The sequence below is a fragment of the Pseudomonas sp. B7(2017) genome, from assembly GCF_002112745.1.
GTDB lineage: Bacteria > Pseudomonadota > Gammaproteobacteria > Pseudomonadales > Pseudomonadaceae > Aquipseudomonas > Aquipseudomonas ekonensis.
Genome location: NZ_NEIP01000006.1, coordinates 16,859 through 33,854, shown reverse-complemented (window position 1 = coordinate 33,854; position 16,996 = coordinate 16,859). Strand labels below are relative to the sequence as shown.

Genomic DNA, 16,996 nt, shown 5'->3' with positions numbered 1-16,996 from the left:
AGAGTCCGTGATGGACAGGCTCTGCGGGCGATGCGCCGGATCAGCCGCGGTGACGGCCGCGGAAGTAGCTGATCAGGCCTTGGGTGGACGGATCCTCGGCGGCGCTCTCTTCGCTGCCGACCAGGCGGTTGTAGACGCCCTTGCCCAGTTCCTTGCCCAGTTCCACGCCCCACTGGTCGAAGGCGTTGATGCCCCAGACCACGCTCTGCACGAACACCTTGTGTTCGTACATCGCCACCAGGGCGCCGAGGCGGCGCGGGCTGATGCGTTCGACCACCAGGGTGTTGCTCGGGCGGTTGCCCGGGATCACCTTGTGGGCGGCGAGCTTGTGCACCTGCTCTTCGCTCATGCCTTTGTCGCGCAGCTCGGCCTCGGCTTCGGCCAGGGTCTTGCCGAGCATCAGGGCCTGGCTCTGGGACAGGCAGTTGGCGTACAGCCACTGGTGATGGTCGGACACCGGGTTGAAGCTGACGACCGGCACGATGAAGTCGGCCGGGATCAGTTGGGTGCCCTGGTGCAGCAGCTGGTGATAGGCATGCTGGCCGTTGCAGCCGACGCCGCCCCAGATCACGGGGCCGGTGTCGGTGGACACCGCTGTGCCGTCCTGGCGCACGCGCTTGCCGTTGGACTCCATGTCCAGTTGCTGCAGGTGCTTGGTGATGTTGCGCAGGTAGTGGTCGTACGGCAGGATCGCGTGGCTCTGCGCACCCCAGAAGTTGCCGTACCACACGCCGAGCAGGGCCAGCAGCACCGGCATGTTCTGTTCGAACGGCGCGCTCTGGAAATGCTGGTCCATGGTGTAGGCGCCGGACAGCAGTTCCTTGAAGTTGGACATGCCGATGGCCAGGGCGATCGGCAGGCCGATGGCCGACCACAGCGAGTAGCGGCCGCCGACCCAGTCCCACATCGGGAAGATGTTCTCTTCGCGGATGCCGAACGCCACGGCCGCCGCGTTGTTGCTCGAAACGGCGATGAAGTGGCGGTGCAGTTCGGCTTCCGAACCGCCCTGGGCCAGGTACCAGGCGCGGGCGGCCTGGGCGTTCTTCAGGGTTTCGAGGGTGTTGAAGGATTTCGACGACACGATGAACAGCGTGGTTTCGGCCCGCAGCTTCTGGGTCAGGCCGTGGAACTCGCTGCCGTCGATGTTCGCCAGGTAGTGGCAACGCACGCCTTTCTGGGCGTAGGACAGCAGGGCTTCGGACACCAGCTCAGGGCCGAGGAACGAGCCGCCGATGCCGATGTTCACGACGTCGGTGATCGGCTTCTCGGTGTAGCCGCGCCACAGGCCGTCGTGGATGCGGCCCACCAGATCGGTCATCTGGTTCAGCACCTTGTGCACGTCCGGCATCACATTGACGCCGTTGACCGACAGCTTGTCGCCCACCGGGCGGCGCAGGGCGGTGTGCAGGGCAGGGCGGCCTTCGGAAGCATTGACGATTTCGCCGTCGAACAGCGATTTGATCGCGCCCTTGAGGTCGACCTCGTTGGCCAGTCCCACCAGCAGGTCGCGGGTCTGGGCGTTGATCAGGTTCTTCGAATAGTCGAGAAACAGTCCGCAGCTGCTCAGGGTGAATTGGTTGAAGCGCTGCGGGTCGGCGTTGAAGGCTTCGCGCATGCTGAAATCCTGCATGGCTTGGCGGTGGTCTTTCAACGCTTGCCAGGCAGGCAGAGCGGTAACGTCATGAGGAGTGCGGTAGTACGCCATCGCTGCGGTTTTCCTTTTTACTTGAACGGCCTTTGGTACACGGATCGAACCGCCAGGCCCGGTCAGGGCATGGGGTCAGCTGCGTTGACACGGTTTCAGGGCGCAGGGCCAATACAGTAAACCCCGCGCTGCGATCTGTCTTGACTTTGTCTGACCCGTTTCCTGTACTTTTTTAACATCTGTCCAGGAAACGGCCGATGAACGGAAGGGCGGGGGCGGCCTGCTCAGGCGACCTGCACCGGGATGGCGTTGCTGGTGTGGCTCAATTCGTTGCCCGGCGCCATGTAGAGCATGCGCGGCTTGAAATTCGCAAGTTCGGCTTCGCTGTAGTGGGCGTAGGCGCAAATGATCACGCGGTCGCCGACCTTGGCCTTGTGCGCCGCTGCGCCGTTGACCGAGATCATCCGCGAACCTTCTTCGCCTCGGATCGCGTAGGTGGTGAAGCGTTCGCCGTTGTCGACGTTGTAGATCTGGATCTGCTCGTACTCACGGATGCCGGACAGGTCCAGCCATTCCCCGTCGATGGCGCAGGAACCTTCGTAATCGAGTACCGCGTGGGTGACTTCGGCGCGGTGCAGCTTGGCCTTGAGCATGATGGCGTGCATGAGGGGTTCCCCTGGTCGGAATCGAACGGCAGGCAGTGTGCCCGAAGGGGGGGAGGGCGGCAATATGGCTGCGCACAGGGCATGGGCGATGCGCAAGCGGCTGGCTCTCGGTGCGTCTTCGCCGATGCCATCGCCAGCAGGCGGGTTCCCACAGGGGGCGTGGGCGGATGCAGGATTTTCGGTCGCCGCAAAACAATGTGGGAGCGGGCCTGCTCGCGATGGCGGACGGATGGCCATCGCGGGCAAGCCCGCTCCCACAAAGGATGACGGCGCTCAGGCCGGGGTGTCGAGGTTCAGGTGCAGGTTGTCGATCAAGCGGGTGGTGCCGAGGAACGCGGCCACCAGGATCACCAGGTCGCGGTCGTCTGCCGTGGCCGGGCGCAGGGTCAGGGCGTGGCGGATCTCCAGGTAGTCCGGACGCAGGCCCGCCGCTTCCAGTTGCTTGAGCTGTGCCTGGATCAGGGCCGGGAAATCGCGCTCGCCTTGCTTGATCGACTCGGCGATGGCGCTCAGGGTGCGGTAGACCACCGGCGCCACGGCGCGCTGCTCTTCGCTGAGGAAGCCATTGCGCGAGGACAGCGCCAGGCCGTCGGCGGCCCGCACGGTCGGCTCGCCGATGATCTGGATCGGCATGTTCAGGTCATGCACCAGCGCGCGGATCACCGCCAGTTGCTGGAAGTCCTTCTGGCCGAAGATCGCCAGGTCCGGCTGCACCATGTTGAACAGCTTGCTGACCACCGTCGCCACGCCTTCGAAATGCCCCGGACGGCTGGCGCCGCACAGTCCTTCGGACAATTGCGGGACGCTGACTCGGGTCTGTCCGGCCATGCCGTCGGGGTACATTTCCTCGACGGTCGGGGCGAACAGCAGGTCGCAGCCGGCTTCCAGCAGTTTTTCCTGGTCTGCCGCCAGGGTGCGCGGGTACTTGTCGAGGTCTTCGCCGGCGCCGAACTGCAGCGGGTTGACGAAAATGCTCGCGACCACGAAGTCCACGCGCTGGGTGGCCTTGGTGATCAGCGCGATGTGGCCGCTGTGCAGGTTGCCCATGGTCGGCACGAAGCCGATGCGCTTGCCTTCGCTGCGGGCGCGGGCCACGGCGGCGCGCAGTTCACGTACGGTTTTGACGGTGTTCATGCGGAGAATCCGTGTTCGACGCCAGGGAACGTGGCGGCTTTGACTTCAGTGACGTAGGCCTTCAGGGCGTTCTGGATGCTGTCCTGGCCGTGCATGAAGTTCTTCACGAACTTCGGCACGCGGCCGCTGATCGACAGGCCAAGCATGTCGTGCAGCACCAGCACCTGGCCGTCGGTGGCGCTGCCGGCGCCGATGCCGATCACCGGGATCTTCACCGCCTGGCTGATTTCGGCGGCCAGTTCGCTCGGCACGCATTCGAGCAGCAGCATGGCCGCGCCGGCCTGCTCCAGCGAGATGGCGTCGGCGCGCATCTGCCGCGCCTGGTTCTCGTTGCGGCCCTGCACCTTGTAGCCGCCGAGGATGTTCACGGCCTGCGGGGTCAGGCCCATGTGCGCGCACACCGGAACGCCGCGCTCGGCCAGCAGGCGGATCGACTCCGCGAGCCACAGGGCGCCCTCGACCTTGACCATGTGCGCGCCGGCCTGCATCAGCATCGCGCTGTTGGTCATGGTCTGTTCCAGGGTGGCGTTGGCCATGAACGGCAGGTCCGCGAGGATCAGGGCATCGGTGTTGCCGCGCTTGACGCTGGCGACGTGGTAGGCCATTTCCGCAGTGGTCACCGGCAGGGTGCTGTCGTGGCCCTGCAAGACCATGCCGAGGGAATCGCCCACCAGCAGCACTTCGACACCGGCCTCGTTGCAGGCGTGGGCGAAGGTCGCGTCATAGCAGGTCAGCATGGTGATCTTTTCACCTTTCTGCTTGAGGCTCTGGAGCGTGGTCAGGGTGATGGCTGGCATGTAAGAAATCCTCGTTCAGGCGCATTGGAAACTGCTGCGGGTAACGCGCGTGATTCGTCATCTATTCAGGCGCACGCTCTTTTGTCGTGCTTATAAGGCCTGGATTGCGCCCTTGTGCGCCGGGTTGGCGGCAGCGGGACGCCTATAGTCGTGATGAGAACCCAGGAAGTCAATTACGTGTGTTACCGCATTGTTACGACGGGAGTGTTACCGGCGTTACTGATGCGATTCAGCGCTGCGGCGGGTCTGGGTTGCCGAATTTTTGTCCTACAAAAAAGGCAGTTGCGGGGAGCGGCGGGGGCGTCGGCAGTGATCCCTGTGGGAGCCAACCTGCTGGCGGTGACGTCAGCCCAGGCAGCCCCGGGCTGAGGCAGGGGAATCCGTCAGAGGCGTTCGAGGCCGATGAACGGGCAGGCCGCCAGCAGCGCGGCCAGGGTGCGGCCGTCGGCCAGGCGCAAGTCCTGCGGCGCCAGCTCCGCCAGGGGGTACAGGACGAACGCGCGTTCCTGCATGTGGTAGTGCGGCACCTTGAGGCGGGGCTCGTCGATCAGTCGGTCGCCGAACAGCAGGATGTCCAGGTCCAGCGTGCGCGGGCCCCAACGTTCCAGGCGTTCGCGGCCCTGATCGTTTTCGATGGCTTGCAGGGCGTCGAGCAGTTCCAGCGGGGAGAGCGAGCTGTCCAGCGCCGCGACCGCGTTGGTGTAGCGCGGTTGGCCCGGCAGCAGCGAATCGCTCTGGTAGAACGCCGAAACGCCGGCCAGGTCGGTGGCGGGCAGGTGCGCCAGCGCGTCGACCGCGCTGCGCAATTGCTCGGCCGGGGCAGCCAGGTTGCTGCCCATGCCGATGTAGATGCGTTCCATGCCTTATTCGCCCGCTGCGCTCTTGCGCTTGGCGTTGCTGCGCCGGCGCTTGCGCGGTGCGCCGCCGGTGCCGTCGTCCTTGCCGCTGAGTTCGCGGATCATGTCCCGGCGCCCGCTGTCGTTGGCGTCCTGGTAATCGGTCCACCACTCGCCCAGGCCGTCGGTCTGCTCGCCGGCGCTTTCGCGCAGCAGCAGGAAGTCGTAGCCGGCGCGAAAACGCGGGTTGTCCAGCAGCAGGTCGGCGCGTTTGCCGCTGCGCCGCGGCAGGCGTTCCTGCATGTCCCAGATCTCGCGGATCGGCATCGTGAAACGCTTCGGAATGGCTATGCGCTGGCACTGTTCGGCGATCAGTTCGTGGGCCGCTTCCTGCATCGCCGGAATCGGCGGCATGCCCCGTTCCTGAAGACGCAGCACGCGGGCCGGCAGGGCGGGCCACAACAGGGCGGCGAACAGGAATGCCGGGGTCACCGGTTTGTTCTGCTTGATCCGCAGGTCGGTGTTGGTCAGGGCTTCGCTGATCAGCGTGTGGGTGTATTCCGGGTTGTGCTCCAGCGCGTCGGCGCTGGCCGGGAACAGCGGTTCGAACAATTGCAGGTCGACCAGCATTTCATAGGTGATCGCACCGTGGCCGGAGAGGAACAGCTTGAGCACTTCCTCGAACAGGCGGGCCGACGGGATCTCGCGCAGCATCGGCGCCAGGTCGCGGATCGGCTGGACGGTGTGCTTCTCGATGCCGAAATTGAGCTTGGCGGCGAAGCGCACGGCCCGCAGCATCCGCACCGGGTCTTCCTGGTAGCGCTGCACCGGGTCGCCGATCAGGCGGATCAGGTGGTTGCGGATATCGTGCACGCCGTTGGCGTAGTCGAGGATGCGCTCGCTGACCGGATCGTAGTACAGGGCGTTGATGGTGAAGTCGCGGCGTTGCGCGTCCTCCTCCAGGGTGCCGTAGACGTTGTCGCGCAGGATGCGCCCGCTTTCGTTGCGCGAGGACTGGTTGCTGTCTTCGTCGTCTTCGTTTTGCGGGTGGTTGGCGCGGAAGGTCGCGACCTCGATGATCTCGCGGCCGAAATGGATATGCACCAGCTTGAAGCGGCGGCCGATGATCCGCGCATTGCGGAATTCGGCCCGGACCTGCTCAGGGGTGGCGCTGGTGGCCACGTCGAAGTCCTTGGGCGTGATGCCCAGCAGCATGTCGCGCACGCAGCCGCCGACCAGGTAGGCCTGGTAGCCGGCGCTCTGCAGACGTTCGACGATGTTGACCGCATAACGGCTGAATTGCGCCTTCTGCAGCGAGTGCTGGCCGCTGTTGAGGACTTCAGGCGTGCTGCGGATGTGTTGTTGCGTACGACGCAGGGGCGTTCGAAATGACTGGAACAGCTTCTTCAGCATGGGATGCACTGTTTGAAGGAATGTTCGGCCTTACCGGGGAATGGCCGCATGATGGGCGGGGATTCTAGCATTTAGTCGGCGAATGGTGTAGGACGCAGCGGATTTGAGCTGCAGGCCGCCGTCTAGGGCGTTCGGAGCCGCAATTTCTGGAGGGGGATCGCCAGGGCGGACGTCAAGGTGACAGAAACTACAAGGGGAGCCGAAGCTCCCCAAGAAGTAGTTGCGTGCTCTTTTTATTTTTGATTCGGGCTTCTTGTTTTTGTTGAGCGCCCTCGTCATGAGGTTTTCCCTTCATGACCCTCCCATTCGGGAGCCAAGAGCAAACGGATTGCTTTGGTCGCTGAGTTGCAGTGATCTTGCGATCCAACCAGTACAGGCTCTGTCTCAAGACAGTTTTTGTTGTTCTCGGCCTGGTCGTGGGACGAATCCCAAATACAACGCCTCTCCAAAAGAATCAGTTAGCTGCGCCTCTCGCCGTCTTGTTTTTATTGTGCGTGAGTCGATTCGTCTTATTTTTATTGTCTTATGCATTGCTTGTTATTGTTCTTGTACCAAACATATAGCAGGTGCCGTGCCAACTTTTGCAAACCCCAGTAAAACAAGGGGTTGGGACGGTCTGGCAGGTTTTTGAGGGCGAAAAAAAGCCGGGGTTTCGTTACCGATAACCCCGGCTTCTGTTACGTGAAATGGCTGAGGTAACAGTTTTCTCAGCCTTTCAACGGTTACCCGCACGCTCGACAGGTAACGTTCAGCTCTCGCTGGTGGCCCCGGTCTTGCGCCGCGGAATGCCCAGGCGCTGACGGCGTTCCCACAGGCACTTGCGGCTGACGCCCAGCTTGCGCGCCAGTTCGGTCTCGGTCATGTGGTCCTGATGCTCGAGGACGAAGTGCTGGAAGTAGTCCTCCAGCGACAGGTCTTCGGTCGGCTCGTGGCTGTTGGTGGGTGCGCTGGCGGCCGCTTGCGCCGGCAGGCCGATGAATTCGTCCTCCTCCAGGTCCCCCAGCTCGATGTCGATGCCCAAAAGGTCGGCGGAGATTTCCGGGCTCTCGCTCAGGATCACCGCGCGTTCCACCGCGTTCTCCAGCTCCCGCACGTTGCCCGGCCAGGAGTAGTGACGGATCGCCTGTTCGGCGTCCGCGGCGAATTTCAGGTCGGTGCGGTTGATCCGGGCGCTCTGGCGGGCGAGGAATGCGTTGGCGATTTCGTTGACGTCGGCGCCGCGCTCGCGCAGGGCCGGCAGCTTCAGGGCGATCACGTGCAGGCGGTAGTACAGGTCTTCACGGAACTGGCCGATCTTCGCCAGGTTCTTGAGGTCCCGGTGGGTCGCGGCGATCAGGCGCACATCGACCTTTTGCGACTGCACCGAACCGACCCGGCGGATTTCGCCTTCCTGCAGCACGCGCAGCAGGCGGGCCTGGGCCTCCAGCGGCAGTTCGCCGATCTCGTCGAGGAACAGCGTGCCGCCGTCCGCCGCTTCCACCAGGCCGGCGCGGCCGGCGCTGGCGCCGGTGAACGCGCCTTTCTCGTGGCCGAACAGTTCGGACTCGATCAGGCTTTCCGGGATGGCGGCGCAGTTCACCGAGATCATCGGTGCCTTGGCGCGCCTGGACAGGTTGTGCAGGGCCCGGGCCACCAGTTCCTTGCCGGTGCCGGACTCGCCCTGGATCAGCACATTGGAGTCGGTCGGCGCGACCTTGCGGATCTTGCCGTACAGATCCTGCATCGGCGGACAGGAGCCGATGATGCCGATCTCGCCGTTGCCCGCATCGACGGCGGCCTTGCCGCTGCCGTTGGCGGACTTGCCCGCGACGGCTTCGCCGGCGGCGGGGGCGGCCTGGCGGTCACGCAGGATCCTGGCCACGGCCTGGAGCATCTCGTCGTGGTCGAAGGGCTTGGCGATGTAGTCGACCGCGCCCATCTTCATCGAGTCCACGGCCGAGCGCAGGCTGGCGTAGCTGGTCATGATCAGCACCGGGGTGCCCTGGCCGAGCTTGATCAGCTCGGTGCCCGGTGCGCCCGGAAGTCGCAGGTCGCTGACGATCAGGTCGAAAGTGGGAATGCTGAAGCGTTCTTGTGCTTCCTGCACTGAACCGGCTTCGCTGACCTGGTACTGGTTGCGTTCCAGCAGGCGGCGCAAGGCGGAGCGGATGATGGTTTCGTCTTCGACGATCAAAATGTGCGGCATTGATTCGATACTCTCGACGGTCTCAGTTCACAGCGGACGTCGCTTCGACATGACGCGGCAAAGTCACCCGGATACGGGTGCCGCGCTGGCTCTGTACATCAGCCGGGCTGTCGATGGTGATTTGTCCATAATGCTCTTCAACGATGGAATAGACCAGTGCAAGGCCCAGGCCGGTGCCTTCGCCAGGGTCCTTGGTGGTGAAGAAAGGTTCGAACAATCGGTCCATGATGCTCGACGGGATGCCGCTGCCTTCGTCTTCCACGATCAGGTCGACCGTGTGTTCGTAGGCTTCGCTCCTCACCCGCACCGCACTGCCGGCGGGCGAGGCGTCACGGGCGTTGGACAGCAGGTTGATCAATACCTGGGCGAGCCGCTGCGGGTCGCCTTCGACCCAATGGTCCGGGTCGCACAGGTTGAAGAACTGAACCTCGAAGTTGCGCCGGTTCAAGGCTAGAAGACCGATGGCGTCCTGCGCCACTTCCGCCAGACAGACGGGTTCGTCGCTGTGCTGATGGCTGCCGGCGTGGGCGAAGCTCATCAGGGACTGGACGATGCGCGACACGCGTTTGGTCTGTTCGAGGATCTGGCCGCTGATTTCCGTCAGTTCGCCGTCCTCTTCGCGCTCCTCGCGCAGGTTCTGCGCCAGGCAAGCGATGCCGGTGATCGGGTTGCCGATTTCGTGGGCCACGCCGGCCGCCAGCCGACCGATGCTGGCCAGGCGTTCGGAGTGCACCAGCTTGTCTTCGAGCATCTGGGTTTCGGTCAGGTCCTCGACCAGCAGCACCAGGCCACTGTTGCCCGGCGCCAGCGGTTCGTCGATCGCCGCCTTGTGCAGGTTCAGCCAGCGGGTCTGGCCGTCGAGGGTCAGGTGCTGCTTGTGCAGGTGCTCGTCCGGCACGTTGATGAAGCCTTGCAGCAGTTCTTTCCACGGGTTGGCGATGGTGCCCAGGCGCGAGCCGACCACCCGTTGCGCCGCGATACCGGTCAGTTCCTCCATCGCCTTGTTCCACATCAGGATCTCCTGATCCTTGGCCAGCGAGCAGACGCCCATCGGCAGCTCCTGCAGGGTCTGGCGGTGGTAGCGGCGCAGGGCGTCGAGTTCGGCGGCCAGCCCCGTGAGGCGGGAGTGGTAGTCCTCGAGGCGGCTTTCGATGAAGTGGATGTCTTCGGTGACGTAGTTTTCGCCGCCGGCCTTGTAGGGCAGGAAGGTTTCCACCATGTCCTGGGCCACGCTCGGCCCCATCAGGCCGGACAGGTTCGCTTCGATGCGGTCGCGCAGGCGGCGCAGGGCGTAGGGGCGGCGCTCGTCGAACGGCAGGTAGAGGTCGCGCAGGGCCTGTTCGACTTCCTTCTGCGCGGCTTTGGCGCCCAGCGGCTTGGCCAGCTGGGTGGCGAATTCCTGCGGCGAGGCGGCGTGCAGTTCCCGGCGCTGCGGACGGCGCACGTTGTCCACCGCGCAGGCTTCGGCGGCGCTGGCCTCTTCGGGGCTGGCGTTGGTGAACAGCGAAATCAGGGTGAACATCAGGACGTTGGCGGCCAGCGAGGCGATGGCCGCCATGTGCCAACTGGTGTCGTCCAGCACGTAGATCATGTTCAGCAGCGGGATGTAGAAGCCCTGCAGGTTGCCGACCAGCGGCAGCAGCATGGTCACCACCCACACCATGATCCCCGCCAGCAGGCCGGCGATGAAGCCGCGCCGGTTGGCGGTCGGCCAGTACAGCACCGACAGCACGCCGGGCAGGAACTGCAGGGTGGCGACGAAGGCCACGATGCCGAGGTTGGCCAGATCCTGGCCCGGGCCGAGCATCAGGTAGAAGCAGAAGCCGGCCATGATGATCGCGACGATCAGCGCCCGCCGCGTCCATTTCAGCCAGCGGTAGATGTTGCCCTCGGCCGGCGGCTGGTAGAGCGGCAGCACCAGGTGGTTGAGCGCCATCCCGGACAGGGCCAGGGTGGTGACGATGATCAGCCCGCTGGCCGCCGACAGGCCGCCGACGTAAGCCAGCAGCGCCAGCGCCTTGCTGTCGGCGGCGATGCCGATGCCGAGGGTGAAGTATTCGGGGTTGGTGGTGGCGCCCAGCTTGAGCCCGGCCCAGAGGATCAGCGGCACCGCCAGGCTCATCAGCAGCAGGAACAGCGGCAGGCCCCAGCTCGCGCTCACCAGCGAGCGCGGGTTGAGGTTCTCGGTGAAGGTCATGTGGTACATGTGCGGCATCACGATGGCCGAGGCGAAGAACACCAGCAGCAGGGTGCGCCACGGGCCTTCCTGCAGCGGCGTGTGCAGGGCGGCGAGGGCGGTCTGGTTCTGCAGCAGCCACAGTTCCAGCTGCTGCGGGCCGTCGAACACGCCGTACAGCGCGTAGAGGCCGACGCCGCCCAGGGCCACCAGCTTGATCACCGACTCGAAGGCGATCGCGAACACCAGGCCTTCGTGCTTCTCGCGGGTGGCGATGTGCCGGGAACCGAAGAAGATCGTGAACAGGATGATCAGCGCACAGAACGCCAGGGCCACGCGGTTCTGCACCGGCTCGCCGGTGAGGGTGCCGATGGAGTCGGCCACGGCCTGGATCTGCAGCGCCAGCAGCGGCAGCACGCCGATCAGCATGAAGATCGTGGTCAGCGCGCCGGCCCAGGTGCTGCGGAAACGGAAGGCGAACAGGTCCGCCAGCGACGACAGCTGATAGGTGCGGGTGATCTTGAGGATCGGGTACAGCAGCACCGGCGCCAGCAGGAACGCGCCGGAGACCCCCAGGTAACTGGACAGGAACCCGTAGCCGTACTGATAGGCCAGGCCGACCGTGCCGTAGAACGCCCAGGCGCTGGCATAGACCCCCAGCGACAGGGTGTAGGTCAGCGGATGGCGAATGATCGCCCGCGGGATCATGCCCCGTTCGCTGATCCAGGCCACGCCGAACAGGGCGGCCAGGTAGGCGGCGCTGATCAGCAGCATCTGGGTCAGGCTAAAGCTCATCGGCATCTTTTTGGCTCTGCAGGATGAAGGTCACGACGATCAGGATCAGCCACAGCAGATAAGGGCGATACCAGGCGCCCGTGGCGTCGATCCACCAATCCATGATGGCCGGCGAAAACAGGTAGATCCCCACGACCAGAAGCAGGACCAAGCGATAGATGTACATCCCGGCCTCTCTTTTTTATGCGCGTGCCCGAAAACGTGCGGCGATGGTAACGGATGGGCGCGCCACTGCAAGTGCCGTCACAGCAGTTGTGCTTCGGGCAATGTCAGTGTGCGCGGGATTTTCGCGGCGTCCCAGTGGGCGCAGCCCCAGGCCAGCAGTTCCTGCGGGGTGGCGTCGGCCAGTTCCGGGCCGGGTTCCTGGCCCAGCGCCCGCAGGGCCCTGAGCAGCAGGGGCGTTGCCTGGTCGGCGGTCAGCGGCGGGGAGCGGTAGGACTTGCCGAGCTTGTTGCCGTCCGGCTGGGTGATCAGCGGCAGGTGCAGGTAGCGCGGCTGGCGCAGGCCCAGCAGTTCCTGCAGGTAGAGCTGGCGCGGTGTGGAGTCGAGCAGGTCGGCGCCGCGCACGATGTCGGTGATGCCCTGCCAGGCGTCGTCCAGCACCACGGCCAGTTGGTAGGCGTAGAGACCGTCGCGGCGGCGGATCACGAAGTCGCCGACGTCGCGGCCCAGGTGCTGGCGGAACTCGCCCTGCACGCGGTCGGTGAAGCGGTATTCCAGCTCCGGCACGCGCACGCGGATCGCCGCGTCCTCCTGGCCATGGCCGGCATTGCGGCACAGCCCCGGGTAGATGCCGCCGTAGGGCTCCAGTTGCTTGCGCGAGCAGGTGCAGGCGTAGGCCAGGCCTTGATTGAACAGGCGGTTGAGCACTTCGGCGTAGGCGTCGTGGCGGTCGCTCTGGCGCACCATCTCGCCGTCCCATTCGAAGCCGTAGCGCTCCAAAGCCTCGAGGATCGCGGCCTGGGCGCCGGGTTCTTCCCGGGGCGGATCGAGATCCTCCATGCGCACCAGCCAGCGGCCGCCGACCGAGCGCGCATCCAGATAGGACGCGAGGGCGGCCACCAGCGAGCCGAAGTGCAGGTGTCCGCTGGGGGTGGGGGCGAAGCGGCCGATGTAGGCAGGGGAGGTCATGGCGGTCATGGGGATGGCGATACGGGTTCCAGGCTTGCGCCGACTCGCTGCGGGAGCGGGCTTGTCCGCGGATGCGATGTTTCGTTCAGCATAGGACGGGGCTGACGCTGCGTTGTCGCAGGTTCAGGAGCGGAAACGAAAACGGAGCGTTCGCACGCTCCGTTCTCTGCTCGGGCCGGGATTACTTGCCGACCTGCTTTTCCTTGATTTCCGCCAGGGTCTTGCAGTCGATGCACAGGTCGGCGGTAGGACGGGCCTCGAGGCGCTTGACGCCGATCTCGATGCCGCAGGACTCGCACCAGCCGTACTCTTCGTCCTGGATCAGTTCGAGGGTCTTGTCGATCTTCTTGATCAACTTGCGCTCGCGGTCGCGGGCGCGCAGCTCGAGGGCGAACTCTTCTTCCTGGCTGGCACGGTCGGCCGGGTCCGGGAAGTTGGCAGCCTCATCCTTCATGTGGTCTACCGTCTTGTCGACCCCTTCCATCAGCTCTTTTTTCCAGCTCATCAAAAGCTTGGTGAAGTGAGCGCGCATGGGGGCGCCCATGTACTCCTCGCCTTCGGCCGGAACGTAAGGTTCGAAACCGCTGATCGTCGGTTGTTGCTTTGCTTGGGTGGGCATGAATGGACCGCCTCTACTCTTGTAATCCATTGCGCAGGATTGCTCCATCACCGACACCTGCCGGCCCTGCGGCTGCAAGCGGGCGAACTTACCAGATCAATTCGGCCCGCGCCACTCCCGGATGTCGAGCCCGCGGCCGGTGGCGCCTGCAAATGTTTGCCAGGCCGTGTCCGGTGGTGCTGGAGACCTGATCAATCACTGATTTTAGTCAATCCTGGAGCATACGTATGGCTCGTTACAGTCCAGAGTCTCAGAGGTTCTGACCGCTGCGGGTTCTCGACCGTTCCGCGACGTGGGTAGAATCGCTTCTTTTCCCTGGGAAGCAAGGCCGATGGCTCAGTCCTACAGTGCGCGCAGTCGTGCGATCGAACCGTTTCATGTCATGGCGCTGCTGGCGCGGGCCAACGAGCTCCAGGCCGCCGGCCACGACGTGATCCACCTTGAGATCGGCGAGCCGGACTTCACCACCGCCGAGCCGATCATCCGCGCCGGGCAGGCGGCGCTGGAGGCAGGGAAAACCCGCTACACCGCCGCCAGGGGCATTCCCGAGCTGCGCGAGGCGATCGCCGGCTTCTACCGCCAGCGCCATGGCCTGGACATCGATCCGCAGCGCATTCTGATCACGCCCGGCGGTTCCGGCGCACTGCTGCTGGCCAGCGCCTTGCTGGTGGATCCGGGCAAGCATTGGCTGCTGGCCGACCCCGGCTACCCGTGCAACCGGCATTTCCTGCGGCTGGTCGAAGGCGCGGCGCAATTGGTGCCGGTCGGCCCCGAGGTGCGCTATCAGCTGACGCCGGACCTGGTCGACCGTCATTGGGACCACGACAGCGTCGGCGCGCTGGTCGCCTCGCCGGCCAACCCCACCGGCACGGTGCTGAGCCGCGACGAGCTGGCGGCGCTGTCCGCGGCGGTCAAGGCGCGCCACGGCCATCTGGTGGTGGACGAGATCTATCATGGCCTGACCTACGGCACCGACGCTGCCAGCGTCCTTGAAGTGGATGACAGTGCTTTTGTCCTGAACAGTTTTTCCAAGTATTTCGGCATGACCGGGTGGCGCCTCGGCTGGCTGGTGGCGCCGCAGGCGGCGGTCGGCGAGCTGGAGAAGCTTGCGCAGAACCTCTACATCAGTGCCCCGAGCATCGCCCAGCAAGCCGCGCTGGCGTGCTTCGAGCCCAATACCATCGCCATCCTCGAGGAACGCCGCGCCGAGTTCGGCCGCCGTCGGGATTTCCTCCTGCCGGCACTGCGCGAATTGGGCTTCAACATCGCCGTGGAGCCGGAAGGGGCGTTCTACCTGTACGCCGACATCAGCCGGTTCGGCGGCGATGCCTTCGCGTTCTGCCGGCATTTCCTTGAGACCGAGCATGTGGCATTCACGCCGGGGCTGGACTTCGGCCGTCATCAGGCCGGCCATCACGTGCGGTTCGCCTACACGCAAAACCTTGCGCGCCTGCAAGAAGCGGTGGATCGGATCGCCCGCGGCCTGAAGAGCTGGCAAGGCTGATGCGCTTTCATCCTCCCCTCGAAGAGGCGCGGCTGATCCGGCGCTACAAGCGGTTTCTCGCCGATGTCGAGACGGTCGGCGGTGAGTCGTTGACGCTCCACTGTCCGAACACCGGCTCGATGCTCAATTGCCTGGTGGAGGGCGGGCAGGTCTGGTTCAGTCGCTCCAACGATCCCAAGCGCAAGCTGCCCGGCACCTGGGAGATCGGCGAAACCCCGCAGGGCCGGCGGTTCTGCGTGAACACCGGGCGGGCCAATGCCTTGGTCGAGGAGGCGTTGCAGGCCGGAGTGATCCGCGAGCTGAACGGGTTTACCGCGCTGAAGCGCGAAGTCGCTTACGGTCAGGAAAAGAGCCGGATCGATTTTCGTCTCGACTACCCGCAAGGGCCGGCCTACGTGGAAGTGAAGAGCGTCACCCTGGGCTTCGACGGCACGGCGGTGGCGGCGTTTCCCGATGCGGTGACCGAGCGCGGCGCCAAGCACCTGCGCGAGCTCGTGCACCTGGCCCGGGACGGCATCCGGGCGGTGCAGCTGTATTGCGTCAATCTCAGCGGCATCGACGCGGTGCGCCCGGCCCGTGAAATCGATCCGGGCTACGCCGATGCCCTGCGCGAGGCGGTGGCCTGCGGGGTCGAGGTGCTGGCCTATGGCGTGCGGCTGGATCATCAGCAGATGGTGATCGACCGCCGGTTGGACGTCTTGCTCGACGGCTAGAGGTCGACCCACAGCCCTTGGGCGTCTTCGCGGCAGGGGATGGCGGTCAGCGCCTGTCCGGCGCAGGGGCCGGAGACGCATTCGCCGTCCTCGATCAGAAACAGCGCGCCGTGGGTAGCGCACTGGATCAGGCTGTTGCTCGGGTCGAGGAAACGGTCCGGGTGCCATTCCAGCCCCACGCCCCGGTGCGGGCAGCGGTTCAGGTAGACATAGGCCCGGCCGCTGCGGCGCACCGCGAACAGCCTTTTCCCTTCGATATCGAAACCGCGGCTGCCGGCCTCGGCCAGCTCGGCGCCCGCGCACAGAAACTTCATGGCTATCCTCAAATGTCGGCTCGTGTCCGGATGTGTCCGAGCTTGACGTTCAAATGCAAACAATTATCAAATGGCCGCCTTCGTCCGCCGCCTGGCGACCCGATGCCGAGGATACTTGTCCTCGCGTCGCGATGCCCGGAAAAACCTGTTCAAGGAAGCTGTTCATGCGCCTGAGTACCCGCATCGCCGTGCTGTGCACCGGACTGTTCGTCAGCCACCTGGCAGGGGCGGCGGACTTGCCGCAACGCTGGGTCAGCGCCGGCGGGGCCTTGTCGGAATGGGTGAGCGCGTTGGGCGGCGAGGCCAAATTGGTGGGCGTCGACACCACCAGCCAGCATCCGGAATCGCTCAAGGCGCTGCCGAGCATCGGCTATCAGCGCAGCCTTTCGGCCGAGGGGATTCTGAGCCTGCGCCCGCAGATTTTGATCGGCACCGAGGAAATGGGCCCGCCGCCGGTGATTTCCCAGGTGCGCAGCTCTGGCGTGCAGGTGGAGCTGTTCTCGGCCCAGCCTGACCTGCCGACCCTGGAAAAGAACGTCAACCGTCTGGGGGCGCTGCTGGGGGCCGATGAGCAGGCCGCGCAGCAGCTGCACAATTATCAACAGCAGCTGGATACGCAAAAGCAGCGCGTGGCTCAAGCGCAGGCGAAGCAGAAGGCGCCGGGCGTGCTGCTGATCCTGGGGCATGCCGGCGGCAAACCGCTGATCGCCGGCACCGACACCGCCGCGGACTGGATGATCCGCCAGGCCGGTGGGCGCAACCTGGCGACGCAATCCGGCTTCAAGCCTTTTTCCGTGGAGTCGCTGGCGGGCCTGGATCCTGAAGTGCTGGTCTTCGCCGACCGGGCGCTGACCGGCGAGGCGGCGAAGGCGGCCCTGTTCAAGGAAAACCCGATCCTCAACGCCAGCCGTGCGGCCAAGGCCGGGCGGGTGCTGGAGCTGGATCCGACGCTGCTGGTCGGCGGCCTCGGGCCGCGTCTGCCGGCGGCGCTGAAGGCGCTGTCCGACGGTTTCTACCCGGCCAAGGGCGGGCAATGAATCCAGTGGTCAAACCCCGGGGCCTGTTCATC

15 protein-coding genes are annotated in these 16,996 nt (G+C 65.0%); 3 read left to right on the top strand and 12 right to left on the bottom strand.

What is annotated here, in order from left to right; genetic code table 11:
* Window positions 1-40: 40 nt before the first annotated feature.
* The 11 genes from pgi to dksA all read right to left on the bottom strand — a co-directional run bounded on the left by pgi (window position 41) and on the right by dksA (window position 13,396).
* On the bottom strand, window positions 41-1,705 hold the full coding sequence (gene pgi, locus CAG29_RS13505; protein WP_085584255.1) for a glucose-6-phosphate isomerase: 1,665 nt from the start codon (window positions 1,703-1,705) through the stop codon (window positions 41-43).
* 224 nt (window positions 1,706-1,929) lie between these two features.
* Complete coding sequence (gene panD, locus CAG29_RS13500; protein WP_047229851.1) at window positions 1,930-2,310, bottom strand: aspartate 1-decarboxylase; 381 nt, start codon at window positions 2,308-2,310, stop codon at window positions 1,930-1,932.
* 273 nt (window positions 2,311-2,583) lie between these two features.
* Entirely contained in the window at window positions 2,584-3,444 is an 861-nt protein-coding gene (gene panC, locus CAG29_RS13495; RefSeq protein WP_085638837.1) for a pantoate--beta-alanine ligase, read from the bottom strand.
* The gene (gene panB, locus CAG29_RS13490; protein WP_085584259.1) at window positions 3,441-4,241 is read right to left on the bottom strand and encodes a 3-methyl-2-oxobutanoate hydroxymethyltransferase; all 801 of its coding nucleotides are present in this window, start codon (window positions 4,239-4,241) and stop codon (window positions 3,441-3,443) included. Before panB ends, panC begins: the two co-directional genes overlap by 4 nt.
* A 383-nt stretch (window positions 4,242-4,624) precedes the next feature.
* Window positions 4,625-5,101 (bottom strand): 2-amino-4-hydroxy-6-hydroxymethyldihydropteridine diphosphokinase, encoded by a 477-nt coding sequence (folK, locus tag CAG29_RS13485; protein ID WP_085638833.1) that lies wholly within the window; start codon window positions 5,099-5,101, stop codon window positions 4,625-4,627.
* A gap of 3 nt (window positions 5,102-5,104) precedes the next feature.
* Window positions 5,105-6,490 carry a polynucleotide adenylyltransferase PcnB gene (locus tag CAG29_RS13480; protein ID WP_085584263.1) on the bottom strand — a complete coding sequence of 462 codons (1,386 nt, stop codon included), beginning with the start codon at window positions 6,488-6,490 and terminating at the stop codon, window positions 5,105-5,107.
* A gap of 748 nt (window positions 6,491-7,238) precedes the next feature.
* The gene (locus tag CAG29_RS13470) at window positions 7,239-8,675 is read right to left on the bottom strand and encodes a sigma-54 dependent transcriptional regulator (RefSeq protein ID WP_085584267.1); all 1,437 of its coding nucleotides are present in this window, start codon (window positions 8,673-8,675) and stop codon (window positions 7,239-7,241) included.
* A gap of 22 nt (window positions 8,676-8,697) precedes the next feature.
* On the bottom strand, window positions 8,698-11,652 hold the full coding sequence (locus CAG29_RS13465; RefSeq protein WP_170930000.1) for a sensor histidine kinase: 2,955 nt from the start codon (window positions 11,650-11,652) through the stop codon (window positions 8,698-8,700).
* Window positions 11,636-11,812: a hypothetical protein gene (locus tag CAG29_RS28205; RefSeq protein ID WP_003176118.1), complete on the bottom strand. Its 177-nt coding sequence runs from the start codon at window positions 11,810-11,812 to the stop codon at window positions 11,636-11,638. Before CAG29_RS28205 ends, CAG29_RS13465 begins: the two co-directional genes overlap by 17 nt.
* A 77-nt stretch (window positions 11,813-11,889) precedes the next feature.
* Window positions 11,890-12,777 (bottom strand): tRNA glutamyl-Q(34) synthetase GluQRS, encoded by an 888-nt coding sequence (gluQRS, locus tag CAG29_RS13460; RefSeq protein WP_170930284.1) that lies wholly within the window; start codon window positions 12,775-12,777, stop codon window positions 11,890-11,892.
* 181 nt (window positions 12,778-12,958) lie between these two features.
* Window positions 12,959-13,396: an RNA polymerase-binding protein DksA gene (gene dksA / locus CAG29_RS13455; RefSeq protein WP_085632256.1), complete on the bottom strand. Its 438-nt coding sequence runs from the start codon at window positions 13,394-13,396 to the stop codon at window positions 12,959-12,961.
* Between the two features lie 331 nt (window positions 13,397-13,727).
* Between dksA and CAG29_RS13450 the strand changes: the two genes are divergently transcribed.
* Together CAG29_RS13450 and sfsA are read left to right on the top strand one after the other, a co-directional pair.
* Window positions 13,728-14,900 (top strand): pyridoxal phosphate-dependent aminotransferase, encoded by a 1,173-nt coding sequence (locus tag CAG29_RS13450; protein ID WP_085584275.1) that lies wholly within the window; start codon window positions 13,728-13,730, stop codon window positions 14,898-14,900.
* Entirely contained in the window at window positions 14,900-15,613 is a 714-nt protein-coding gene (gene sfsA / locus CAG29_RS13445) for a DNA/RNA nuclease SfsA (RefSeq protein WP_085632254.1), read from the top strand. Before CAG29_RS13450 ends, sfsA begins: the two co-directional genes overlap by 1 nt.
* On the opposite strand, the gene CAG29_RS13440 is transcribed toward sfsA, so the two are convergent.
* Complete coding sequence (locus tag CAG29_RS13440; protein WP_085584279.1) at window positions 15,610-15,927, bottom strand: Rieske (2Fe-2S) protein; 318 nt, start codon at window positions 15,925-15,927, stop codon at window positions 15,610-15,612. The genes sfsA and CAG29_RS13440 overlap by 4 nt on opposite strands.
* A 164-nt stretch (window positions 15,928-16,091) precedes the next feature.
* On the opposite strand from CAG29_RS13440, the gene CAG29_RS13435 reads away from it, so the two are divergent.
* A complete protein-coding gene (locus CAG29_RS13435) occupies window positions 16,092-16,964 on the top strand; it encodes a hemin ABC transporter substrate-binding protein (protein ID WP_085632252.1) in 873 nt (290 codons plus the stop codon).
* Window positions 16,965-16,996: the final 32 nt, after the last annotated feature.